19 protein-coding genes, 1 tRNA gene and 2 pseudogenes are annotated in these 21,901 nt (G+C 71.9%); 9 read left to right on the forward strand and 13 right to left on the reverse strand.

The window, feature by feature from the left end:
- Positions 1 to 121 precede the first annotated feature (121 nt).
- The 3 genes from RM555_RS31055 to RM555_RS20375 are packed head-to-tail and all read left to right on the forward strand — an operon-like array spanning position 122 to position 2,898.
- Positions 122 to 688, forward strand: a complete 567-nt coding sequence (locus RM555_RS31055) for an Rv0361 family membrane protein (RefSeq protein WP_449560150.1) — start codon at positions 122 to 124, stop codon at positions 686 to 688.
- Positions 689 to 714: 26 nt separating this feature from the next.
- Entirely contained in the window at positions 715 to 1,692 is a 978-nt protein-coding gene (locus RM555_RS20370; RefSeq protein WP_311413227.1) for an ArsA family ATPase, read from the forward strand.
- Positions 1,693 to 1,746: 54 nt separating this feature from the next.
- The gene (locus RM555_RS20375) at positions 1,747 to 2,898 is read left to right on the forward strand and encodes an ArsA family ATPase (protein WP_311413228.1); all 1,152 of its coding nucleotides are present in this window, start codon (positions 1,747 to 1,749) and stop codon (positions 2,896 to 2,898) included.
- Between the two features lie 6 nt (positions 2,899 to 2,904).
- On the opposite strand, the gene RM555_RS20380 is transcribed toward RM555_RS20375, so the two are convergent.
- Entirely contained in the window at positions 2,905 to 3,225 is a 321-nt protein-coding gene (locus RM555_RS20380) for a WhiB family transcriptional regulator (RefSeq protein ID WP_132238543.1), read from the reverse strand.
- A 404-nt stretch (positions 3,226 to 3,629) separates the two neighbouring features.
- On the opposite strand from RM555_RS20380, the gene RM555_RS20385 reads away from it, so the two are divergent.
- Entirely contained in the window at positions 3,630 to 6,071 is a 2,442-nt protein-coding gene (locus RM555_RS20385) for a penicillin-binding protein (RefSeq protein ID WP_311413229.1), read from the forward strand.
- Between the two features lie 240 nt (positions 6,072 to 6,311).
- Here the strand turns inward: RM555_RS20385 and RM555_RS20390 are convergent, their stop codons facing one another.
- Positions 6,312 to 6,602 carry a peptidoglycan-binding domain-containing protein gene (locus RM555_RS20390; protein ID WP_311413230.1) on the reverse strand — a complete coding sequence of 97 codons (291 nt, stop codon included), beginning with the start codon at positions 6,600 to 6,602 and terminating at the stop codon, positions 6,312 to 6,314.
- A gap of 387 nt (positions 6,603 to 6,989) precedes the next feature.
- Entirely contained in the window at positions 6,990 to 7,445 is a 456-nt protein-coding gene (locus RM555_RS20395) for a GatB/YqeY domain-containing protein (RefSeq protein WP_132238537.1), read from the reverse strand.
- 25 nt (positions 7,446 to 7,470) lie between these two features.
- Here RM555_RS20395 and RM555_RS20400 point away from each other — a divergent pair, with 25 nt between their 5' ends.
- Both RM555_RS20400 and RM555_RS20405 read left to right on the forward strand, forming a co-directional pair.
- On the forward strand, positions 7,471 to 8,364 hold the full coding sequence (locus tag RM555_RS20400; protein ID WP_311413231.1) for a metallophosphoesterase: 894 nt from the start codon (positions 7,471 to 7,473) through the stop codon (positions 8,362 to 8,364).
- A gap of 221 nt (positions 8,365 to 8,585) precedes the next feature.
- Positions 8,586 to 8,662: transfer RNA gene (locus RM555_RS20405), tRNA-Pro, on the forward strand.
- 53 nt (positions 8,663 to 8,715) lie between these two features.
- Here the strand turns inward: RM555_RS20405 and RM555_RS20410 are convergent.
- Positions 8,716 to 8,910, reverse strand: a pseudogene (locus RM555_RS20410) (site-specific integrase); the annotation flags it as partial.
- 54 nt (positions 8,911 to 8,964) lie between these two features.
- Positions 8,965 to 10,194 carry a cytochrome P450 gene (locus RM555_RS20415; RefSeq protein WP_311413232.1) on the reverse strand — a complete coding sequence of 410 codons (1,230 nt, stop codon included), beginning with the start codon at positions 10,192 to 10,194 and terminating at the stop codon, positions 8,965 to 8,967.
- Between the two features lie 182 nt (positions 10,195 to 10,376).
- On the opposite strand from RM555_RS20415, the gene RM555_RS20420 reads away from it, so the two are divergent.
- Positions 10,377 to 10,682 carry a DUF5988 family protein gene (locus RM555_RS20420; RefSeq protein WP_311413233.1) on the forward strand — a complete coding sequence of 102 codons (306 nt, stop codon included), beginning with the start codon at positions 10,377 to 10,379 and terminating at the stop codon, positions 10,680 to 10,682.
- Between the two features lie 154 nt (positions 10,683 to 10,836).
- Here RM555_RS20420 and RM555_RS20425 read toward each other — a convergent pair whose 3' ends face one another.
- Positions 10,837 to 13,215, reverse strand: coding sequence for a FlgD immunoglobulin-like domain containing protein (locus tag RM555_RS20425; protein WP_311413234.1), 2,379 nt, complete (start codon positions 13,213 to 13,215; stop codon positions 10,837 to 10,839).
- Between the two features lie 226 nt (positions 13,216 to 13,441).
- Positions 13,442 to 13,915: a hypothetical protein gene (locus tag RM555_RS20430; protein WP_311413235.1), complete on the reverse strand. Its 474-nt coding sequence runs from the start codon at positions 13,913 to 13,915 to the stop codon at positions 13,442 to 13,444.
- A 132-nt stretch (positions 13,916 to 14,047) separates the two neighbouring features.
- On the opposite strand from RM555_RS20430, the gene RM555_RS20435 reads away from it, so the two are divergent.
- Entirely contained in the window at positions 14,048 to 15,331 is a 1,284-nt protein-coding gene (locus RM555_RS20435) for an MFS transporter (RefSeq protein WP_311413236.1), read from the forward strand.
- A 138-nt stretch (positions 15,332 to 15,469) separates the two neighbouring features.
- On the opposite strand, the gene RM555_RS20440 is transcribed toward RM555_RS20435, so the two are convergent.
- From RM555_RS20440 to RM555_RS20455, 4 genes and pseudogenes are all read right to left on the reverse strand, one after another.
- Positions 15,470 to 17,179 carry a bifunctional metallophosphatase/5'-nucleotidase gene (locus RM555_RS20440; protein ID WP_311413237.1) on the reverse strand — a complete coding sequence of 570 codons (1,710 nt, stop codon included), beginning with the start codon at positions 17,177 to 17,179 and terminating at the stop codon, positions 15,470 to 15,472.
- 288 nt (positions 17,180 to 17,467) lie between these two features.
- Positions 17,468 to 17,674 (reverse strand): annotated as a pseudogene (locus tag RM555_RS20445) (lamin tail domain-containing protein); the annotation flags it as partial.
- A gap of 67 nt (positions 17,675 to 17,741) precedes the next feature.
- Complete coding sequence (locus tag RM555_RS20450; protein ID WP_311413238.1) at positions 17,742 to 18,416, reverse strand: histone deacetylase; 675 nt, start codon at positions 18,414 to 18,416, stop codon at positions 17,742 to 17,744.
- A 20-nt stretch (positions 18,417 to 18,436) separates the two neighbouring features.
- The gene (locus tag RM555_RS20455) at positions 18,437 to 19,219 is read right to left on the reverse strand and encodes a phosphodiesterase (RefSeq protein WP_311413239.1); all 783 of its coding nucleotides are present in this window, start codon (positions 19,217 to 19,219) and stop codon (positions 18,437 to 18,439) included.
- 216 nt (positions 19,220 to 19,435) lie between these two features.
- Between RM555_RS20455 and RM555_RS20460 the strand changes: the two genes are divergently transcribed.
- Positions 19,436 to 20,857 carry a GGDEF domain-containing protein gene (locus RM555_RS20460; RefSeq protein WP_311413240.1) on the forward strand — a complete coding sequence of 474 codons (1,422 nt, stop codon included), beginning with the start codon at positions 19,436 to 19,438 and terminating at the stop codon, positions 20,855 to 20,857.
- 13 nt (positions 20,858 to 20,870) lie between these two features.
- On the opposite strand, the gene RM555_RS20465 is transcribed toward RM555_RS20460, so the two are convergent.
- Together RM555_RS20465 and RM555_RS20470 are read right to left on the reverse strand one after the other, a co-directional pair.
- Complete coding sequence (locus tag RM555_RS20465) at positions 20,871 to 21,374, reverse strand: helix-turn-helix domain-containing protein (protein ID WP_311413241.1); 504 nt, start codon at positions 21,372 to 21,374, stop codon at positions 20,871 to 20,873.
- A 62-nt stretch (positions 21,375 to 21,436) separates the two neighbouring features.
- On the reverse strand, positions 21,437 to 21,742 hold the full coding sequence (locus RM555_RS20470) for a hypothetical protein (protein ID WP_311413242.1): 306 nt from the start codon (positions 21,740 to 21,742) through the stop codon (positions 21,437 to 21,439).
- Positions 21,743 to 21,901 lie beyond the last annotated feature (159 nt).

Raw genomic sequence — 21,901 nt, forward strand, 5'->3', positions numbered from 1 at the left:
CTCGGCCGCCCCGTCCGGCCCGGCAGTCCCGTCGGGCGCGGCAGTCCCGTCCGGCCCGGCCGCCGCTCCTCCGCCCGGCACCGCCACCCCACCCGGCCCCGGCCCCGCCACCCCGCCCGGCCTGGCTGCCGCCCCTCCGCCTGGTCCCGCCGCCGCTTTTCCGCCCGGCCCCGCCGCCGCCCCGGACCCGTCGATCCCGCCGGCCCCGGCCGGGTACCCGCCCTACCAGCCGCCCGCCGCGCCGAAGAAGAAGCGCGGCGTGCTGATCGCCTCCATCGCCCTGGCCGTGATCCTGCTGCTCTGCGCCGGCGGCGGCGTCGTCGCGTTCCTGACGCTGCGCGACGCCGACAGCGGCACGGGGGCCAAGGAGCCGACGGTCGCGGTCGACGAGTTCCTCAAGGCCGTCTACCAGGAGCGCGACGCGGACCGGGCGGCCGGCCTGGTCTGCTCCTCGTCGCGGGACGAGAAGAAGATCGCCGCCAAGGTGGCCGAGGTCGAGAAGCACGTCTCGGCCCACCAGAACCCCCGGTTCCGGTGGAGCACCCCGAAGGTGGACAACCAGACCGGCGACCGCGCCACGGTCACCACCAAGGTCACCATGACCACCGCGGACGAGAAGGTGGCCGACCAGGACCTGCGGTTCACCGTGGTGAAGAAGACGGGTTGGTGGGTCTGCGAGGTCGCCTGAGCCCACGGCCTGGATAGGCTCGACGGGTGCGCGCAGCAGAGTCGCCGGCCGACCCGGCCGGCACCCAGTGGCCGGCCCGCCTCCACGTCGTGACCGGCAAGGGCGGCACCGGCAAGACCAGCGTCGCGGCGGCGCTGGCCCTCGCGCTGGCCGCCGGCGGCCGGCGCACGCTGCTGGTCGAGGTCGAGGGGCGGCAGGGCATCGCCCAGCTCTTCGGCACCGATCCGCTGCCGTACGAGGAGCGGCACCTGACCGACGCGCCGGGCGGCGGGGAGGTGCGGGCCCTGGCGGTGGACGCCGAGGAGGCCCTGCTGGAGTACCTCGACATGTTCTACAAGCTCGGCGCGGCCGGCCGGGCGCTGCGCAAGCTCGGCGCGATCGACTTCGCCACCACCATCGCCCCTGGTCTGCGGGACGTCCTGCTCACCGGCAAGGTGAAGGAGGCGACCACCCGCACCGCCGGCCAGCGGCGCGCGTACGACGCCGTGGTGCTGGACGCGCCGCCCACCGGGCGGATCGGCCGGTTCCTCAACGTCACCGCCGAGACGGCCCGGCTGGCCAAGGTGGGCCCGATCAAGACGCAGAGCGAGGGGGTCGCGGCGCTGCTGCGCTCCCCGATCACCGCCGTGCACGTCGTCACCCTGCTGGAGGAGATGCCGGTCCAGGAGACGGTCGACGCGATCGCCGAGCTGACCCAGCTCGGCTTCCCGGTGGGACGGGTGATCGTCAACGGCGCCCGCCCCCCGCTGCCCGCGGGCCGGGTGGTGGCCGCCACCGAACTGGAGCGGGGGCTGCGCGCCGCCGGGCTGCCGACCGACCGGGACACCGTGGCCGGGCTCGTCGCCGAGGCGCGCGACCAGGCCATCCGCCGCGAGCTGGAGGATTCGCTCCGCGCCGACCTGGTGGAGCTGGGGCTGCCGATGACCGAGCTGCCGCTGCTGCCCGACGGGGTGGACCGGGCCGGCCTGGACCAGCTCGCCGCGACCCTCGTCCGGGCGGATTGACTCACACCTGCGACCGGCCCGGGCGCACGGACCGACCCGGCCCGATACGCTCGATTGGTGCCTTCCGAAGACGCGGCGCCGCAGCTGGACGTCGACCAGATCCTCGCCGATCCGGGCGTCCGGATCGTGGTGTGCTGCGGGGCGGGCGGGGTGGGGAAGACGACCACGGCCGCCGCGCTCGCGCTGCGCGCCGCGGAGCGACACGGCCGGCGCACGGTGGTGCTCACCATCGACCCGGCCCGCCGGCTGGCCCAGTCGCTCGGGCTGACCGAGCTGGACAACACCCCCCGCCAGGTCAAGGGGATCGACGTCGAGGCCAGCGGCGGCGAGCTGCACGCCATGATGCTCGACATGAAGCGCACCTTCGACGACGTGGTGCTCCAGCACACGGATCCGGCGAAGGCGGCGGAGATCTTCGCCAACCCCTTCTACCAGGCCATGAGCTCGACCTTCGCCGGCACGCAGGAATACATGGCGATGGAGAAGCTGGGCCAGTTGCACGCCCGGGGCGAGTGGGACCTGATCGTGGTGGACACCCCGCCGTCCCGCTCGGCGCTCGACTTCCTGGACGCACCGGCCCGCCTGTCCCGCTTCCTCGACGGGCGGATGCTGCGGCTGCTGCTGGCCCCGGCGCGTACCGGCGGGCGGAGCATGTTCAGCCTGGTCACGGCCTCGTTCGGGATGTTCTCCAAGGTCGTGCAGAAGGTGCTCGGGGCCCAGTTGCTGACCGACCTCTCCGGTTTCGTCGCCGCGTTGGATTCGATGTTCGGCGGCTTCCGGCAGCGCGCCGAGCAGACGTACCGCATCCTCCAGGCGCGGGAGACGGCGTTCCTGCTGGTCGCGGCGCCGGAGCCGGACGCGGTCCGGGAGGCCGCCTACTTCGCGGGCCGGCTGCGCGAGGAGAAGATGCCGCTGGCGGGCCTGGTGCTCAACCGGGTGCACCGCTCGGCGGTGCCCGGGCTCGACGCGGCGGAGAGCCTGGCCGCCGCGGAGCGGCTGGCCGGCCTCGGCGGGCACGAGGGCACCGTCGACGTGCTGCGGGCCCACGCGGCGCTGGCCCAGCAGGCGGTACGCGAGCGGCAGGTGGCGGCCCGCTTCACCGAGGCGTTCCCGGCGGTGCCGGCGGTGTCGGTGACGGCGCAGCCCGCCGACGTGCACGACGTCGACGGGCTGCGGACGATCGGCGCGGCGATCAGCCGGCCGTGACGGTGCTCAGCCGGCGGTGGTGACGAGGATCTTGTCCTTGCCGGTCTTGTCCTTGGCGTTCTTCTTCATCGCGGCCTCGAACATCTTGCGCCAGCTCGCCACCTGTGGGTGACGGCGCAACAGCGCACGGCGTTCGCGTTCGGTCATGCCGCCCCACACTCCGAACTCGATCCGGTTGTCCAGCGCGTCGGCCAGGCACTCGTACCGAACTGGGCAGCTCCGGCAGATCCGCTTCGCCACGTTCTGTTCGGCGCCCTGTACGAACAACGCGTCCGGGTCCCCGTTCTGACACGCCGCCAGCGACGGCCAGTCAGTGATCATGCCCATCTGTACACGTCCCCCCTTGCAGTACCTACCGACCCCGTCGCGGACCAGCCGGCAATCCCCCCGATCGCCCTGCCCGCCTTCCCCAAGGCGGCACGGACGACATGTGGCGCTGTCGCCACCACCATCATGCTCTGTAGTCGCCTGATTACGCAACGTTGTCGGCGAAATCCATCATTCCGGACACTCCCGGCTTCCCGGGCTTCGCGACCGCCGGTTACCCCGTCGGGGTCCGTGAAAACGCTGCGGGCCCCCTCGGTCAGGAGGGAGACTCGGCGGCGGATTCACGCAACCACACACCGGGGGTCGTGCGTTTAGCACAACGAGGTCGGCGCGCGCAGGAAATGGGGAAAGAACGCCCCGGCGCCCCTCGTTCCCTACTCGCGTACCCTGTCGAGGTGACCTGGATGCGGAAACGTGACCACAATGTGCTGACCAACGCCGCATCGCTACTCATCTGTGGCCTGCTGGCCGGCGTGGTGGTCGCGGCGGCGGCCTTCCCCGCAGTGGCGATGTCCGGACTGGCCGCGAAGGCCGGCGCCGAGACCTTCGGCGCACTGCCCAAGGAGCTGACCGTGGCCCGCGCGCCACAGATCAGCTACCTTCTCGCCTCCGACGGCAAGACCCCGCTGGCGACCATGTACGACGAGAACCGTCGCGACGTGAAGCTGGCCGACGTCGCGCCCGTGATGCGGAAGGCGATCATCGCCGCCGAGGACCACGACTTCTACAAGCACAACGGCGTCGACCTCAACGGCATCGCCCGTGCCTTCGTCAACAACCAGTCCAACACGTCCAGCCAGCAGGGCGCCTCGACGCTGACCATGCAGTACGTCCGCCTCGCCATCGCCTACTCGGCGAGCCACCCGGCGGACGTGGTCGCGGCCACCGAGGACACCAGCGCCCGGAAGCTGCGCGAGATGCGCTACGCCATCCAGATCGACAAGGAACTCTCCAAGGACGAGATCCTGGAGCGCTACCTCAACATCGCCGCGTTCGGCAACGGCGCGTACGGCATCTACGCCGCCAGCCAGGTCTACTTCAACAAGCCGCCGAGCAAGCTGAAGCTCGAGGAGGCGGCCATGCTCGCCGGCATGGTGAAGGCGCCGAGCACCAACGACCCGACCACCAAGAGCGGCCACGCGGCGGCCCTCGCCCGGCGCGACTACGTCATCCAGAACATGGTCGAGACCGCCGCCATCACCCAGCAGGAGGCGGACGCGGCGAAGGCCACCAAGCTCGTGGTCACCGGCAAGCGGGCCCCCAACGGCTGCGTCTCGACCAACGAGAAGGGCTGGGGCTTCTTCTGCGACTACTTCTACCGCTGGTGGATGCAGCAGGAGACGTTCGGCTCGACCTCGTACGACCGGGAGCGGCGGCTGAAGAGCGGCGGCTACACGGTCGTCACCACCCTGGACCCGCAGGCCCAGCGGGGCGCCGACAAGGCCGTCCGTAAGGCCAAGTCGGAGAAGAGCAAGGAAGCCGCCATGGTGGCGGTGGTCGAGCCGGGCACCGGCCGGGTGCGGGCGCTCGCGGTGAACCGCAACTTCAAGCTCGACGACCCGAAGAAGCCGGTCAACAAGGCGCACAGCGACCCCAAGCAGCGCAAGAAGGGCAAGCTCGGCAACTACCCGAACACCGTCAACCCGCTGCTCACCGGCGGCGACGGCATCACGGGCTACCAGGCCGGCTCGACCTTCAAGATCTTCACCATCGTGGCGGCGCTGGAGAAGGGCATCCCGCTCGGCTACACGATCAACGCCCCGCAGGCCTTCAAGTCGGAATACATCGTCGAGGCGGGCAGCCCGGCCGCCTGCCCGGGCACCAACAAGTACTGCCCGACCAACTCCGGTAAGAAGGCCGGCGGCGTACAGAACATGTGGAGTGCCTTCGCCTCCTCCATCAACACGTACTTCGTGCCGCTCCAGCAGCAGGTCGGCGCGGAGAACGTGGTCGACGTGGCCAAGCGGCTCGGCATCCAGTTCCGGGTCACCAGGGAGAACGACTGGGCCAACAACAAGGCGGCGGCGCACGACTGGGGCTCGTTCACCCTGGGCGTCTCGAACACCACCCCGCTCGAGCTGGCCAACGCCTACGCCACCCTCGCGGCCGACGGCAAGTACTGCGAGCCCATCCCGGTGCAGATGATCAAGGACCCGGAGGGCAAGAAGCTCGACATCGCCAACCCGCGCTGCGAGAAGCGGGTCAGCACCGAGGTGGCCCGCGCCGCCGTCGACGCCGCCCGCTGCCCGGTCGGTGACAACTCCTCCACCAGCAAGTGCGGCGGCAGCCGTACGGCGGCCGAGGTCAAGCAGGTCGTCAACGCGCCGGTGGCCGGCAAGTCCGGCACCACCGACTCGGAGAAGAGCGCGGCCCTGGTCGCGATGACCAAGCAGTACGCGGTGGCCGGCATCATGGCCGACCCGGACTGGCCGCAGACCAACGTCAAGATGAAGCACAAGCAGAAGGACGGCATCAACCCGCCGGTCTACGAGACGCTGCGCGATGCCATGAAGGGCAAGGACCGGAAGAACTTCGAGCCCCCGGGCAAGAAGATCTCCGAGGGCGACCAGCGCCGCATCCCCGACGTGAAGTGCCTCGACCCGGAGCAGGCGAAGTCCCGGATCAAGGCTGAGGGCTTCGACGCGGTCATCTCCGACATCAAGGTCCCGTCGAGCTGCCCGGCCGGCAAGGCCGCCGGCACCAGCCCCGACGGCCGGACCATCAAGGGCGGCGTGGTCACCATCCAGATCAGCTCCGGCGGCGGCACCGCCCCGGGCACGACGCCCGACAACAACAACCGGCCGCCGAACACCCCCGGCCGACCGCCGGGCCGCTCCGGCGGCTGAGCCGGCCGGACGAACGCCACGGGCGGGCACCCTTCGCGGGGTGCCCGCCCGTTTCGCGTACGGTTCTTAAGGCTTCTCGCCTGAACCCCGCTAGAAACTCGATTTAGCCCAGTCGTGGCTCTATGGAGCCAGCAGCGCTCTGACCAGCCGCAGATTGCAGCAGCGGAAGGGAGGGCATCCCTCGCGGGATGCCCTCCCTTCATCGCGACATGATTTCCAGGCCAGTGCGGCGTTGTGCGACTAAACGACGGTAATCGGGTGCCCCGCCTCGTCGCAGTAACCGTCCAGGTACCACCTGAGCGCATCACGCGTCTGCGGACCGTACACGCCATCCGCCGTGATGCCCTCAGTTTGCTGTGCGGCGATCAGCGCGGACTTAGTTGCCGGACCAAAGTCTTGGTCGGTGGCGATGTTCTTTCCGTAGCAGTACTTCAGGCTGCGCTGGAGCAGCAGAACAGCACTACTGTTGGCGCCCTGCGCCATGCCGCAACTGGTGCTCGATGCAGTGCTGCCGGTGGAAGGCACCGCCACCGGGCCCGCACTCCACAGGTTATCGCCCGCCACTCGTACCGTCCGGCTACACGTCGCTTGAATGCCGATGTCAGCCGAAGCCACCGAAGGGGCGACGACCACAGCCCCCAGACCCCCGGCAGCGACTAGAGCTGCAGCAAATACTCGCCTCACTAGGAAAACCTTCCTGAATGCAATGAGGCAACGGGAACGCAATTGTCAGCGGCTCGGTTGCGCCCCCGTTGCGCATTTTCCGCCGACAGGGGATACCCTCCCACAGAAACAGATACTACGCAATGGATACCAGTGGCCACTCTGCGTCACGGCAGTGGGACATGGACCTCCCATCCGAACAATTGGCAGGCTTTCCGCAGGTCACCGGCTACGGATCCGACCTGCAGCCAACTGTCAGAGGCCGAGCTGGCGGCGTACCTCGGCGGCGACGCGACCACCCTCGGCCCGGCCGGCCACCGCCGCTTGGGCCGCCTTCATGGCCGGGCCCATCTGCGACTTGCCGGTGAAGCCGCCCGCGGCGAGCGCCCCCGCGACCAGCTCGGTCAGCTCGGCGTCGGGGAGCTGCTTCGGCAGGTAGCGCTCCAGCACCTCGCCCTCGGCGATCTCCTTCGTGGCCTGCTCGGTGCGGCCGGCGTCACCGAAGGCGGTGGCGGCCTCCCGGCGCTTCTTCGCCTCCTTGGTCAGCACCGCGAGCACCTCGTCGTCGGTGAGCTCGCGCTTGGCCTTGCCGGCGACCTCGGCGGTGCCGACGGCGGCCAGCGCCATCCGCAGCGTGGAGGTGGTCAGCTCGTCGCGCGCCTTCAGGGCGGCGCGCATGTCGGCGGTCAGACGGTCCTTCAGCGTGCTCATGGTCGGTGAAACTACCCTGAACGGCATGCGAAAGCGCACACTATTCCGGCTCGCGACCGGGACCGCCGCGCTCGGCGCGGCGACCCTGGCCTACGCGTCACTCGTCGAGCGCAACATGTTCACCCTGCGGCGGTACGACGTGCCGGTCCTGCCGGCCGACGCGGAGCCCCTGCGGGTCCTGCACCTGTCGGACCTGCACATGATGCCCGACCAGGGGCGTAAGCAGCGCTGGGTGGCGTCGCTGGCCGCCCTCGACCCCGACCTGGTCGTGGTCACCGGGGACAACATGGCGCACCCCGGCGCCGTGCCCGGCGTGCTGAACGCCCTCCAGCCGCTGCTCGACCTCCCAGGGGCCTTCGTCTTCGGCTCGAACGACTACACCGGGCCGGTCTGGAAGAACCCGTTCACCTACTTCCTGCCCGACCGGGAGTACACCGAGGGCGTCGAACTGCCGCACGAGGAGCTGCGAGACGTCTTCGTCGGCGCCGGCTGGGCGGACCTGAACAACGCCCGCACCACCCTGAAGGCCGGCGGCCGGGTCGTCGAGCTGCTCGGCGTGGACGACCCGCACGTCGAACGGGACGACTACGACTCGGTCGCCGGGCCGGTGTCGCCCACCGCCGACCTGTCGATCGCGCTCACCCACTCCCCCGAGCCGGCCGTCCTCGACCGGATGGCCGCCGACGGCTTCGGGCTGATGCTCGCCGGGCACACCCACGGCGGTCAGGTCTGCGTACCGGGGGTCGGTGCGCTGGTGACCAACTGCGGCCTGCCCCGCTCCATGGCACGCGGCCTGCACCGCTGGCCCGGCTCCGACTCGTGGCTGCACGTCTCCGCCGGGCTCGGCACCCACCCGACCGCGCCGGTCCGGTTCGCCTGCCCGCCGGAGGCGAGCGTGCTGACCCTGATCCCCCGCTGACCCGCGCCGCCCGCGCCGCTGGCACCGGACCTGCGCCGCGAGCTGGCCGGCGGCGCGAGCTGGCCGGCGGCGCGGGCTGGCCGGGCGCCGCCGGCTGGTGGCCGGCGGGTGGGTGGGCGCCTGTCGAGCTGCCCCGTTCATGCGACCGGCCGGCAGTCGGACCGACGGGGGTACCGAGTTTGACCCCCGGGCGGGGTGGGCTACTATTTGTCGGCACGCCTCGGGGTGTGGCGCAGCTTGGTAGCGCGCTTCGTTCGGGACGAAGAGGTCGTCGGTTCGAATCCGGCCACCCCGACCAGGTGAGAGGGCACATCCTATCGAAGGATGTGCCCTCTAGTGCTTCCTGAGTGACTAACGTTCCGGGGTGAGCGCGAAGATGCGATCCATCGCGACCGCGCCACTCAGCAGCACCGGCCGCAGTTGGTGCCGATAGACCTTCTCCGTGACCGTGGTGCCGGAGTGACCGCACAGGTCGGCGATGTCCTCCAGACTCACACCGCTGCTGGACAGCACCGACACGAAGCTGTGACGCAACTCTCGGGGTGTCCGTGGGAGACGGAGCGGCCGGCCGATCCCGGCCGGCCGCTCCGTCTCACCGGTTCACCAGGTGACCGGCAATTCATGAACGCCGAAAAAGGCGCTCTCGTGTTTGTACGACAGCTCGTCGAGCGGCACGGTGCAGCGCAGGTCGGGGAACCGCCGGAACAGGGTCTCGAAGACGATCTCCAGCTCCGCATTGGCCATGTTCTGGCCGATGCACTGGTGGATGCCGTAGCCGTACGCCATGTGCCCGCGCGTCGAGCGATGAATGTCGAAGGTGTCCGGGTCCTCGAAGAAGTCCTTGTCGTGGTTGGCCGAGGCGGCGAGGAGATACAGACCCTCACCGGCCGCGATCCGTTGACCCGCGATCTCGACGTCCTCCTTGGCGATCCGGGGCAGAACCAGATCGCCGACGCTGAGGTAGCGGAGCAACTCCTCGACAGCCTTGGGCCACAGGGCCGGGTCGGCTTTCAGTTCGGCGAGCGCACCGGGGTGTTCCAGCAGGACCAGCGTGCCGAGGGCGATCATGCTGGCGGTCGACTCGTGCGATGCGTTCAGCACGCTCTGGGCCGCGCCGGCGAGCTCGGAATCCGCCAGCTCGAGTTCGGCCGGTGCGTGCGCGAGTTTGGTGAGGATGTCGTCGCCCGGGTTACGGCGTTTCTCGTCCAACAGGGCGAGCATGTGGGTGCGCATTTCCATCACGGCGGTCCGGAGTTCGTTCATCGGGACGCTGCGCTCGAGCAGGACATTCGCGCGGGTCTGGAAGAAGTGGTGCTCGGACTCCGGCACGCCGAGAAGTTCGCAGGTGAGCACCGACGGCACCCGTAGCGCCACCAGCTTCACGAGGTCGGCGGGCTGGCCACTGTCCCGCATGACGTCCAGCGCATCGTCCACCGTCCGCTGGATCCGCGGGCGCAGGGTACGGATCTTGCGCATCGTGAAGTCGGGCACCAGCAGTTTGCGGTACACGTCGTGCTCGGGCGGGTCCATCCGGACGAACGACGAACGCCGTCCTTGCGGGTCCACCCCGGTACCGCCGGCCAGGGGAATGCCCGGGATGGTGCTGTCGCTGCTGATCCGGGGGTCGGTGAGCGCGGCCTGGACGTCGGCGTACCGCGAGACCAGCCAGACGGTGCTGCCGTCGCGAAGCATGGCCCGGGACACCGGTTCCGTCGAGCGCAGCGTCTCGTACTCCGGGGGCGGGTTGAAGGGGCACCCGGAGCGGCGCATCGGGAATGACGGCGGACTGTCGGCCGTGCCGGCCGGCACGGTGGGGCCCAACGTTGCCATGCTGACTCCTGTTCGCAGGTGACCGCGATGTGGGGTGATCTCGTCTGTTGCCGCGCTGACGAAACATAGGATCCGCCGTGGAACAAGCCGGTAATCACCGGGTAAGCAACGTGGATCGGCGAATGCGACCGCCACCGGCTTTCCCGATAGGGGTCCGTGAGGGATGAGGCCCCTTCCCCCGATTGATTACCGTCGACTGGCAAGCCGTCGAGATCCTGTTCCGGATGTCATTCGCGCCAGAACTGTCGAAAAGGGGCATGGCGATGGGTCATCTCGCAGACGACAACCTCGTGGATGTTGTCCTGGAGGGCGGTCCGGCGGACCTTCCGCCCGAACGTCGCCTGCTCAAAACCGTGGCTGCCGGCGAGAGGGTGAAGATCGAGCACTACGGCGGCTACGAGCATTTCGAACGCCAGACGGGCGCCGATCCCGCGGACGACGGCCCGATCGCCTTCCGCTGGACGATGCGTACCCGGATCGCCGAATAGCGGCCGCGAGCATTTCCGACGTCGGGGTGAGGGAGGAAGTCATCGTGCGTTCGGACGAGTCCTGGGAAAAGACCGGCTGGCGGTCGCCGTGGACCGGAACCGGCGTGTACCGGGTCGAGCATGTGCGAAAGTGTCGCGGCCGGGCACTTCGCCGTCAGGAACACCCCATGGCCTTTCGCAACCGGCCCCCGATGTGGCACTCGTTGCGGAGATCCAGCGTGCCGGAGCGGGTGAGCAACTCGCCCTTCCCATCGGCCGGCGTGGCGGTCAACGTCCAGGTGTACGCGCCGTCGGGTACCGGCCGGCGCAGGCGGTCCTGCCCGTTCCAGGACGTGGTCACGAGGCCGCGGGCCAGGCCGCCGGAGATGGTGCTGACGGTGGCGCCGGTGGCCGGGTTCCTGATCACGAGCGTCCAGGAGGCGGCGGGCTTGGACAGCCACCACTTCGGCTTCCAGTGCCCGGTGCTCCCCTTGATCCGGGCCGACGGGGCGACCACGGCGTCGAGCTGGACGAGGGGCGAGACCGGAACGCCGCTGGGCACCAGACGGATGCCGTTGTCGGCCCCGAGGTGGGCGATGGTCCCGGTGTACGGGTCGATGGCCCAGGGACGCCACGACCTGAATTCCCCGAGGGTGTGCGGCACGGGCGTGCCGCTGCGAACGTCGGTGACCCGGAGCTGGCCGTCCACCTCGGACGCTACGAAGCCGTCACCGAGCTTTGCCCGCGACAAGCCGGATCCTGAGAAGAGTGGCAGCTTCGTCTTCGTGACGGTGTCGTACACGCCCTGGCTCTCCAGCAGCCCCACACAGCTCCAGAGCAGCCACCGGCCGACGGCCTGGAAGTCGTCCAGGAGGCAGCCGCGCCCGAACCACACCTCGGCGCCCCGCTGCCCGGTCAGGACGTCGATGGGGGCCACGGCCTCGTTGCCGTTCCGCACCCACAGGGTGGTGCCCCACATCGCCGCGACGCCGGCAGTCGTGGTGAACACCGTCCGCCGGGTGTCCAGGTCGACGACGCGGGTCTCCAGCACGCCCCCGCCCGGCCCGGTGGGCGCGGGCTCCGGCGTCCCCGTCCCGGTGTCGGCGTACGTCAACAGGGCGACGAACCGGCCGCTGGCGGCCGCCACCGACTCGTAGGTGCGGGAGCTGTCGATCGGAGTGCCCGGCAGGGACTGGGTCGGCTCCAGGAGGTGCGGTTGCGGGGATCCGGTGACGCCCGAGACGACGGTCCGGCCGTCACCGGTGGGGTGTCGCCTGACGCACACCGGAAAGGCGCAGCCGTCGTACACGGCGCCGCGGGCGAGGCGTGCCCCCACGGTGAGGGATCCGGTCACGCCGACGTCCCGGGTGAAGACGTGTCGCCTGTCGATCGAGGGGTCGTACTCCAGGGTGTCCAGCCGTCCCTGGGTCAGGGTCAGCTCGTCCACCGTCTTCTGGAGCTGCTGCGGGGACGCCTCGGCGATCCTGCGGACGGTCACCTCGCCACCGTCGGTGGCCTCGATGAGGGAAACCCCCCACTGGTCCCAGTCGGGGCCGGGGCCGCCCGGCACCAGGAGCCCGCCGTCCGGGGTCGGCACGCCCCGGCCGGCGGACCGGGCCAGCAGCGTCTTCACGGTGGAGCCGTCGGGGGCGAGCGCCTCGACCCGCCACACCGGCAGGTCGTAGGCGTGGCGGCCCAGGGAGGGGTCGTACCGGGCCACGACGAGTGTCTCGCCGACCATGCCGAGCAGTTGGGCGTCGCCGACCAGCGGCACCGTTCGCGGAGCCGCGGTCAGGTCGCCGCGCGAGTGGATGGCGACGGCCCGGTCCGCCCACCGCCAGAACAGCAGGTGGGTGGCGGTGAGCACGACCTGCCCGTCGGTCTGGCTGCCGCGGTGCGGCAGCGGGACCAACCGGCCCTGGTCGACATCGAGCCATGCGGTACGTCCGCCATCGGCCGTCCGGTACCGGACGACCTGCCCGTGCGCGTCGCCCAGCGGATCGTTGGTCTCGAACGTCGCGGTGATTCCGTCGGGGACGTCCTGGACGGCGCGCTGCGTGACGGAGTCGCCGTCACGGGAGTCGAGCAGGTGCCACGTGATGTCGGCGCCGCCGGAGCTTCCCGCCGTCGTCACGACCGTCCAGCCGAGCGTGCTGAAGTACTGGTGGCCGGCGGGCAGCACGACCGCACGGGACGCACCGGCCGACATGTCCCGCAGCCACACGGTCCTGGCGGTGTCGTCGTACCGCGCGACGACGTCGGAGCCCGCACCGAAGTCCGGCATGGCGTGAACGTCCGTGGCGGACGCGTCAACGATCGTGTCCGCGCCTGCGTAGCTCGTCCACAAATGACCGCGCGCGTGCTCGTAGCGGAGGAATCCCGAGGGCCCCGCGCTCAGCAGGGCTGTCCGGGGTAGGAGGACGGTGGGGGCGGGGATGACCGCCTCTGCCGTGGCTGCCTCCGCTACGGCGATCGTCGGCGGAACCAGCCCCATGGCGAGGGTGAAGGACATGATGGCGGCGATGCCGCCGCGTAGGAGCGCACGTCTGGCCATGCTGGTCCCCCTGCGTCGCGGAAGGTGAGGGCTTCGACGGCTTTCTGCGGTGGGACCGTGCGGCGCGGGCGGACCGCCGTCGTGCCGACGTTCGAGAGCTCACAGCGAAGCGGCGGGAGCTTAACAGTTTCCGCCCCGCTTGAGGTGCCGGGCATCCTGGACGGGCTTGCTCTTCCTGTCCCGGACACCCGACATCAGGCACATGTCATGGTGGCGACGGCGCCGGTCAGTCCTGTTGTTCGGTGCGGGCGATCTCGGTGAACGCGGCGGTCAGGTAGCCCTCGACGGGCCGGCCGGTGACGGTGAGCAGGTCGGCGACGAGCAACGGCGCGTGCCGCGCCGCGGCGGGCGGGTCCGGCGGCGACTCGTCGCCGTCGGGGTCGTAGACGCCGAGGGCGCCCGCCAGCAGGACGAGGACCACGTGCGGGTCGACGTCGGGCCGCCACTGCGCGGCGTCGCGGACGCAGCCTTCGAGCACCTGACGGACGTCGTCGCCGTCGAGGCCGTCGGGGTGGGTCTCCTCCAGCAGCAGCCGGACCACCGCGCCGAGCACCAGGCCCGACCGTTCGGCCGCCGCGAGCCGGGCCACCGCGACGTCGTACGCCTCGGGGGCGCGCTCGCGGACGGCGGCGACCGCGTCGGTGGTGGCGGCGGCGATCTCGCGGGCCGGTGCGGGCAGGTGTCGCCAGGCTGTGGTCATCCCGACCAGGATCGCAGAGAGGTACGACGACCCGCCGACGCGCCTGCGTTGTGACCCCGCGCACACGGCGAACGGGAAACTCGGCGCGAAAAGGTCTCGCGCTGTGTCACACCCAGCGCACAGAATCGGGGGATGCTCAGTCGCGCCCTGCCCCGCCGTTCCGAAGCCCGGCGGATGCTCATCGGCACGCTGTTGTCGGCGATCGGGCGCGGTCTCACCCTGCCGTTCCTGTTCATCTACCTGACCGACGTCCGGGGTCTCACCGACACCCGCGCCGGCCTGGTGATCGGCTGGTACGGCGTGATCACCCTGGCGCTCTCGCCGATCGGCGGCGCGCTCATCGACCGGTTCGGCGCCCGCCGGATCCTGCTGTCGGGCCTGCTGATCGAGGCGGTCGGCACCGGGTCGCTGGCCCTGGTCGACTCGAGCGCCTCGGCGTTCGGGGTGATGACGCTGGTGGCGATGGGCAGCTCGGTCATCTGGCCGGGGCAGAACACGATCCTCGCCTCGCTCACCGACGCCGACGAGCGGCAGCGGGTCTTCGGGCTGAACTTCGCCCTGCTCAACCTCGGCATCGGCGTCGGCGGCCTGACCTCCGGCGCGATCGTCGACACCGCCCGCGAGGTCACCTTCCAGGCGATCTACGTGCTCGACGCGATCAGCTACCTGATGCCCGCGCTGATCCTGCTGACCCTGCCGCACGTGGGCCACCGGCTCGCCGCCGGACCGGCCGGGGAGCGGACGTCGGCGGGCGGCTACCTCACCGTGCTGCGCGACCGTCCGTTCCGGCGGCTCGTCATCTTCGGCCTCGTCCTGACCACCTGCGGCTACGCGCAGATCGAGGTCGGCTTCACCGCCTACGCCGTACGGGTGGCCGAGGTGACGCCGCGCGTGGTCGCCTGGGCGCTGGCCGGCAACACGGTGATGATCGTGCTATCCCAGCTGCTGGTCCTGCGACGGATGGAGGGGCGCAGCCGCACGGGCGGGCTGGCGGTCGTGGGCGCGGTCTTCGCGATCGCCTGGCTGGTCCTGGGGGCCGGGGGCGTGGTCGGACCGAGCAACGCGCTGATCGCCGCCCTCTGCGTCGTCGCCTGTTCGGCGATCTTCGGCTTCGGCGAGACCCTGCTGTCGCCGGTGATGCCGGCGCTGACGAACGCGCTCGCCACGGACGCGCTGCGCGGCCGATACAACGCCATGAGCTCGATGATCTTCGGCATCAGCGGCGTGATCGGTCCCGTCACGGCGGGCCCGCTGCTCGGTGCGGCCGACGGCCGGATCTGGGTCGGGGTGGTCGTCAGCGGCTGCCTGGTGGCCTCGCTCATCGCGCTCTCCCTGCGCCGGCTGCTCACGCCGGCCCAGGACGGCCGCGCACCGGCCGCCCCGCCGGCCACCGAACCGGCCCCCGTGCAGGCCTGACCGCCCCGCCCCGCCCCGCCGCGCACGCGGGCCGTGGACGGCGGGCACCGAATGTCCGGTCCCCGGCGCTACTGACGGCGACGGGCCCCGGAATCCGCAAGGGATGCTCCGGGGCCCGTCGGGTGCGTACCGCTGCCGTCAGGCGGTGGGAACCTCGGCGGTGGTGCGGATGCGGTCCAGGGCCGGCGCCGAGACCGGGGACTCGGCGGTCAGGTAGGCCACGAACGCGTCCAGGTCGATCATGCCGGTGACCGCGTTGGTGCCGCCGGTGAGAACGGTGAAGCCGTCGCCGCCGCCGGAGAGGAAGTTGTTGACCGTCACCCGGTACGTGGCGTCGGCGGTGACCGCCACCCCGCCGAGGGTGAGGCTGCCCCGGACGACCCGGGTGCCCGTGCAGGCGTCGGCGACGGTGCCGGTGGTGCCGGCCGGGTCGACGACGTAGCGGACGGTCGACGACGGGTAGAGCGTCCGGCCGGTGACGAACTGCTGTTCCAGCATGCAGTAGAGCTGCGCGCCGGTGAGGTCGAGCGTCACGAGGTTGTTGCCGAACGGCTGCACCGTGAACGCCTCCTCGTAGGTGACCGGGCCGGCGTCGAGGTCGGCGCGTACGCCACCGGGGTTCATGAAGGCGGCGACGGCGCCCTGCTCGTCGTCGGTGGCGGCGAGCTGCGCGTCGGCGATCACGTTGCCCAGCGGGGACTCGCCCAGGGTCGTACCGAAGAGGGTCTCCTGGGTCTTCTTGATCTCCGTGGTGGTCCGGCCGACCTCGCGGCCGGCCACCGGGCCGAGCACGGTCTTGTAGCGGTTGATCAGGTCGGTCTGCGCCCGGTCCGGGGCGACGTCCCGGGTGACCACCACGTTCTCGGCCTTGGCGCTGATCACGTCGCCGGTACGCCGGTCGATGGAGAGGTCGATGTCGGTGACCAGGCGACCGAAGGAGCTGGCGCTGGTGACCAGCTTGCCGGCGATGTCGCAGTTGTACGCCTGGTGGGTGTGGCCGCTGACGACCACGTCGATGGACGGGTCCATCCGGTTGGCGATGTCCACGATGGGGCCGGAGATGCCCTTGCAGTCGTTGATGCCGCCGGTCGCGTCCTGGGTGCCGCCCTCGTGCAGCAGCACGACGATGGTCTCGACGCCCTGGCGGCGCAGCTCCCGGGCGTACCGGTTGGCGGTCTGCGCCTCGTCGGCGAAGGTCAGGCCGGCGACGCCCTGCTGGCTGACGATGCGCGGGGTGCCCTCCAGCGTCATGCCGATGAAGCCGACCTTGACGCCCTGCACCTTGTGGATGGCGTACGGGGCCAGCAGCGGCTGGCCGGTCGCGGTCTTGAACGCGTTCGCGGAGAGGTACTGGAAGCCGGCGCCCTCGTACGGGGTGCCGTCGACGCAGCCGTCGACCGGGTGGCAGCCGCCGTTCTGGATGCGCAGCAGCTCGTCGGCGCCCTCGTCGAACTCGTGGTTGCCGACGCTGGCGTAGTCGAGCCCGGCCAGCGAGAGCGCCTCGATGGTCGGCTCGTCGTGGAACGCGGCGGAGAGCAGCGGGGAGGCGCCGATCAGGTCGCCGGCCGCCACGGTGATGGTGTTCTGCTTCTTGGCGTGCTTACGCAGCTCGGCGAGCTGGGTGGCGAGGTATTCGGCCCCGCCGGCGGGCTGCCCGGCGATGGTGCCGTTGGTGGTGCCGGACGGCGGTTCGAGGTTGCCGTGGAAGTCGTTGAGGGCCAGCAGCTTGACGGCGACCGGCTTCGGGCCGGCGTCCGCCTGGTCGGGGGTGGTCGTGACCGCGCCGAAGGCGGTCACGGCGAGCGCGGTCAGGCCGATGGCGGCCCGGCGCATCCCGGGGATGGACATGGAACTCCTCGTGGGAAGCCGGCGCGGGCACCCGGGTGACGGTCCACCCCGGGGGCGGGCCGCGCCGTCGACAGGTTCGGTCGCGGTGGCGAGGGTGGCCGAGCGCCGCCGCGTCGCGGACAGCCTCTCATCGTCGCCCGCCCCGGTCGACCGGGGCGGGGGCGCAGACCTGCGCAAACTCGCGGCCGGCGACCATCCGGACGGGCGTTTCCGACATGCCCGGCAGCGTGGGCGCCCGCCGGCGGAGGGGTGCCGCCGGCCCGGGCTGCCCGGGGCCGGCCGCCCGCCTCAGCAGTACGTGTAGCTGCCCTTGCTCCCCCACGAGCAGGAGTCGATCAGGGTGCCGGACGAGTTGCGCAGGGACGCCTTGTCCCCGGTGTTGTTCCAGATGTAGGCGCCCGAGCCCCAGTAGCGGTGGGTCGAGCTGTTGGTGCCCTTCCCGGTGTGCACGACGACGCTGGCGCCCGGGGCCAGCCGGAAGTCGCCGGAGAACTTGTAGACGTGGCCACCGAGCGTCCCGCCCCCGCCCGCGTTCGGCGTCGGGGGCCGTACGGTGCGTCGGTCAGCCCGGCACCTCGCGCCGGTCCGTGGTCAGCCCGGCACCCTCGGGCCGGTCCGTCCCGGCGAGCAGCGCCGCGACGGCCGCGGCGTCCCAGGCGCCGGCGACCCCCGGCCGGGCCAGCAGGTAGCGGGCGATCCGGTCGGCGTCCCAGCCGTGCGACTCGCGCAGGCCACGGGCGATCATGTCGAGGTAGGCCGGGGCCGGGGCCCGCCACGACACCTCGGACGCCGCCCACGGGGCGGTGAAGGTCAGCAGCGGGAGCCCGTCGAGCCGGCCGGGGCAGAGCAGGGTCTCGTACCGGCCGGGGCCGAGGGTGGCCCTCCCGGTGGCGACGGCCTCGGCGATCAGGCCGGCGTCGGCGCCGGGTTCCCGGTACATCTCCTGGGCGGCCACGTCGGCGAACTGCCCGATGTCGAGCAGGTAGGCCCGAGCCGCTGCCTCGCCGGGGAGCGCCGGGTCGTAGAACGCCATCCCGCCGGTCCACGCCCGCGACTCGCCGGCGAAGTAGATGCCGCCGGGCAGCGACACCGGCACCGTACGCCTGGCGGGTCGCGGGTCCCGGCAGCCCGGATACGTCCGCCGCCCGCCGGGCGGGCAGCCTCCCGCCAGGTAGAAGCCGAGCCGGGCGGCGTGCATGTTCGACCCGTACGCGACGTACCAGACCTCACCCACCACGGGCCGACCGGGCTCGGCGGTCAGAAGCCGCAGGTCATGCCGGCGGCGTGGCTGGCCTGCACCAGGTGCGTGGCGCAACCGCTCCCGGTGACCTTGTGCAGCAGGAAGCCGGTCGGCTCGACGACCCAGCCGAACTGGTCGTCGGCGCTGGTGGTGAGGGAGCTCTGCCGCCAGGTGCTCGGCGCGGTGGTGAGCACCGTGCCGGCGAAGGTCACGGTGACCGGGCGGTGGACGTGCCCGGCGACCACCCGGACCACGTGCGGGTGGCGGGCGACCACCTCGGCCAGCTCGTCGCCGTCGGTCAGCCCGATGTCGTCGAGGAACGGGATGCCGACCGGTGCCGGCGGGTGGTGCAGGCAGACCACTGCCGGCACCTCGGGTCGACCGGCCAGCACGCCGTCCAGCCAGCCGAGCTGGTCCTCGCCGAGGCAGCCGGCGTCGCCCCCGCCCGGCATCAGGGAGTCCAGCACCACGACCGTCGCCTCCGGGTGGTCCACGTGGTAGTGCGCCGAGAAGCCGCCGCCGAGCCACGGCGTGCCCCCGAAGGCGTCCAGCAGCGACTCCCGGTCGTCGTGGTTGCCGGCGACCAGGTGCACCGGCAGGGGGAACCGGCCGATGACCTCGCGCAGGGTCGCGTACTCGTCGGGGCGGCCACGGTCGACCAGGTCGCCGGTGATCACCACGCAGTCGGGCCGTGGGTTCAGCGCCAGCACCCGGCCCAGGGCGCGGTGCAGGCCGGCGGCCGGCTCGGCGGCGAGCACGCCGGTGGTCAGGTGCGGATCACTGAGCTGGGCGATGAGCATCGGTGCCTCCACTCGACCGGGACCCTCACGCTATCGCCGCGGGCCCCGGCGCGCGGCCCGCCCGTGCCCACAGGCCCTGTCCACAGCCTGTGGATGGCACATGTGTACGAAAGCGTCGACGATCTTGATTTCCGCTGGTCCCGCGCCTGCCTGAGTACCCTTGATCGCGGGCCCGCCCGCCGGTCGCGGCCCTCCCTACCTGGAACGACGTGCCGAGTGGATCACGAGCGAGTCATCCGTGACGTCACGGTCCGCCTCCCCATGGCGTCGACCGTCGTCGAGGCGTGCCGGTGGACCGTCACCGCGCTCGCCCGCCACGCGCCGGCCACCATCTCCGTCCTGCTGCACGTCCACGACCGGCTCCGCTGCGTCGCGGCCACCGGCTCCTGGCAGGTCTTCTCCACCGTGCCGCCGAAGACCGGGATCGTGGGCCGGGTGTACGCCTCCGGCGAGACCGCCGTCGTGCCCGACGTCGCCGTCGACCCCGACTACATCCCGGTACGCCCCGACGTCACCGCCGAGGTGTGCGTACCGGTGCTCGACCCGGCGGGCCGGCCCATCGGGGTGCTGGACCTCCAGTGGTGCGGCCCGGCCGACCTCGGCCCGTGGCGCGACACCGCCGAGCGGCTGGCGGCCCGCCTCGGGGCCCGGATCGTGGCGCTCGGCGGGCCACCGGCGGAGAGCCGCAGCGAGAAGCTCCTGCGGCACGCCGCCGCGCTGACCTCCGCGTCGACGGAGTGGGACCTGTTCGCCGCCGCGATCGCCGCCGCCCGGGACGTGTCCACGCTCTCCGCGGCGGTACTGGTGCTCGCCGGCCCGGACGGGCCCCGCCTGGGTACGCCGCCGGCCACCCCCGGCGAGCTGGAGGCGCGGATCCGGGCGGAGCTGACCGAGGCGGACCCCGCCGCGCTGGACGGGCTGGTGGCTCGCGCCCACCGCCACGGCGTGGGCTACACGCTCGGCGAGGCGGGACACCCGCCCGTGCCCGACCACCGGCCGCTGACCCGGGCCGGGGTGCGCACGCTGGTCGCCGTGCCCGTCGGCCGGCCCGACGACGGCGGGGTGCTGCTGGTGGCCGACGAACGACTGCTGCGCCCCGACCCGACCACGGTCAACCTGCTGGAGCTGCTCGCCGGCCAGGCGTGGAGCTGCCTCGACCGGCTGCGTAGCCTGGCCCGCCTGCGCGAGCAGGCCAACTCGGACCCGTTGACCGGGCTGCGGCACACGGGGCCGTTCGGCCAGCGGATCGCCGTGGCCACCCCGGGTCGTACGGCCCTGCTGGCGATCGACGTGGACGGCTTCAAGGCCGTCAACGACACGTACGGCCACCAGGCCGGCGACCGCGTGCTCGTCCGGCTGGCCCGGGCCCTGGAGGGGGCGCTGCGGCACGGCGACGAGCTCTACCGGATCGGCGGCGACGAGTTCGTGGCGGTGATCGAGGTGGGGCGCCCCGAGGAGGCGGTCCGGATCGCCGAGCGCCTGGCCGAGGCGGCACGGCAGATCGGCCGCACGATCAGCGTCGGGGTGGCCCTTCCCCGCCCGGGCGAGTCACCCGAGGCCACGCTGCGCCGCGCCGACCAGGCGCTCTACGCGGTGAAGCACCACGGCCGCGACGGCGTACGCCTGGCCCCCGCCTGACCGCCTCCGTCGGTCACCGTCGGCGGCGGGCGACGTTCACCGGCTTCTGCTCGTTCGGAGGCATCTCGACCCGGGCGACGCCGGCATGCCACCGGGTGTGCATCGCGGTGTCCGCGATCCACGCCCCGCACCGGTGGCAGACCTCGACGTCCTTCGGCCGCCGCCCCGCGGGCAGCAGTTCCCCGCCGGCGTTGTCGGTCCCCGTGAGCGGGTTGGCCTCGTTGTCGGCGAGCATCCAGAGCCGGTGCCAGGTGGTCTTGATGTCCTCCCGGGACACGCCGAGCGCGAGCAGCAGCTCGGTCAGGTTCTCCCACTTCGGCGGCTTCCTGGCGGTGAAGATGCGGCTGATCGTGGAGGTCGACAGGCCGATGGAGGTGGTCCGGATGATCGTGCGGTAGGACGGGTTCCCCGCCTGCCGGTAGGTCAGCTTCAGCTGACGGACGAGTTCGGTGAGGTGCGGGCTGCCGGTCTCGGAGCCCGGGCCCTCACGGCCGGCGTTGTTCGTGTTCGTGGACATCGGCGGCGCGCCGTGGTCGCCGGTGCCGGACCCGCGTCCGGCACCGGCGCGCTTCGTCGGCGCTACACCCCCCACCGAGGGTTAGGCGCCCGGAGCAGCCAGGTGGAGACCCGGCCGGCGACGACGCCGGTCAGACAGACCGCCAGCGCGACCTCGGTCGGCGGCCGACCGGTCAACAGCACCGCACCGGCGAGAACGGCGACCGCCGCGGTCACGAGTGCCGTGGGCAGCGGCCCGTGGACACCGACGGTCCGGCGGGCCACCTCGCCGGCCAGCAGGACGACCGCACCCGCGGTCAGCAGGGTCTCGTCCAGGGCGCGCCCCGACAGCAGCAGGGCCACCGACGTGGCGATCACGATCACGATCACGATGACGCCGGGCCACCAGGCCCCCGGCTGCGGGGCCGGTCGCCGGGTTGCCGGGGGGCCGCACGAAACGGCCGCCCGGCGGGGGTCGAGGGATGGTTGTTCGGTCATCCGGTTCGGAACTCCTTCGGTCGTGGGGGGGGGGGGGGCGCCGCCCGCGTG

The sequence above is a fragment of the Micromonospora reichwaldensis genome (assembly GCF_031845925.1).
In the GTDB taxonomy this organism is placed as follows: domain Bacteria; phylum Actinomycetota; class Actinomycetes; order Mycobacteriales; family Micromonosporaceae; genus Micromonospora; species Micromonospora reichwaldensis.

What these genes read in the sequence shown, in the direction of transcription:
- RM555_RS20395 (WP_132238537.1), bottom strand. Translation starts at nt 7,445, where the DNA reads ATGAGCACGCTGAAGGACCGTCTGACCGCCGACATGCGCGCCGCCCTG.
- RM555_RS20440 (WP_311413237.1), bottom strand. Translation starts at nt 17,179, where the DNA reads ATGTCCATCCCCGGGATGCGCCGGGCCGCCATCGGCCTGACCGCGCTC.
- RM555_RS20385 (WP_311413229.1), top strand. Translation starts at nt 3,630, where the DNA reads ATGCGGAAACGTGACCACAATGTGCTGACCAACGCCGCATCGCTACTC.
- RM555_RS20425 (WP_311413234.1), bottom strand. Translation starts at nt 13,215, where the DNA reads ATGGCCAGACGTGCGCTCCTACGCGGCGGCATCGCCGCCATCATGTCC.
- RM555_RS20465 (WP_311413241.1), bottom strand. Translation starts at nt 21,374, where the DNA reads ATGTCCACGAACACGAACAACGCCGGCCGTGAGGGCCCGGGCTCCGAG.
- RM555_RS20455 (WP_311413239.1), bottom strand. Translation starts at nt 19,219, where the DNA reads ATGCTCATCGCCCAGCTCAGTGATCCGCACCTGACCACCGGCGTGCTC.
- RM555_RS20400 (WP_311413231.1), top strand. Translation starts at nt 7,471, where the DNA reads ATGCGAAAGCGCACACTATTCCGGCTCGCGACCGGGACCGCCGCGCTC.
- RM555_RS20435 (WP_311413236.1), top strand. Translation starts at nt 14,048, where the DNA reads ATGCTCAGTCGCGCCCTGCCCCGCCGTTCCGAAGCCCGGCGGATGCTC.
- RM555_RS20415 (WP_311413232.1), bottom strand. Translation starts at nt 10,194, where the DNA reads ATGGCAACGTTGGGCCCCACCGTGCCGGCCGGCACGGCCGACAGTCCG.
- RM555_RS20380 (WP_132238543.1), bottom strand. Translation starts at nt 3,225, where the DNA reads ATGGGCATGATCACTGACTGGCCGTCGCTGGCGGCGTGTCAGAACGGG.
- RM555_RS20430 (WP_311413235.1), bottom strand. Translation starts at nt 13,915, where the DNA reads ATGACCACAGCCTGGCGACACCTGCCCGCACCGGCCCGCGAGATCGCC.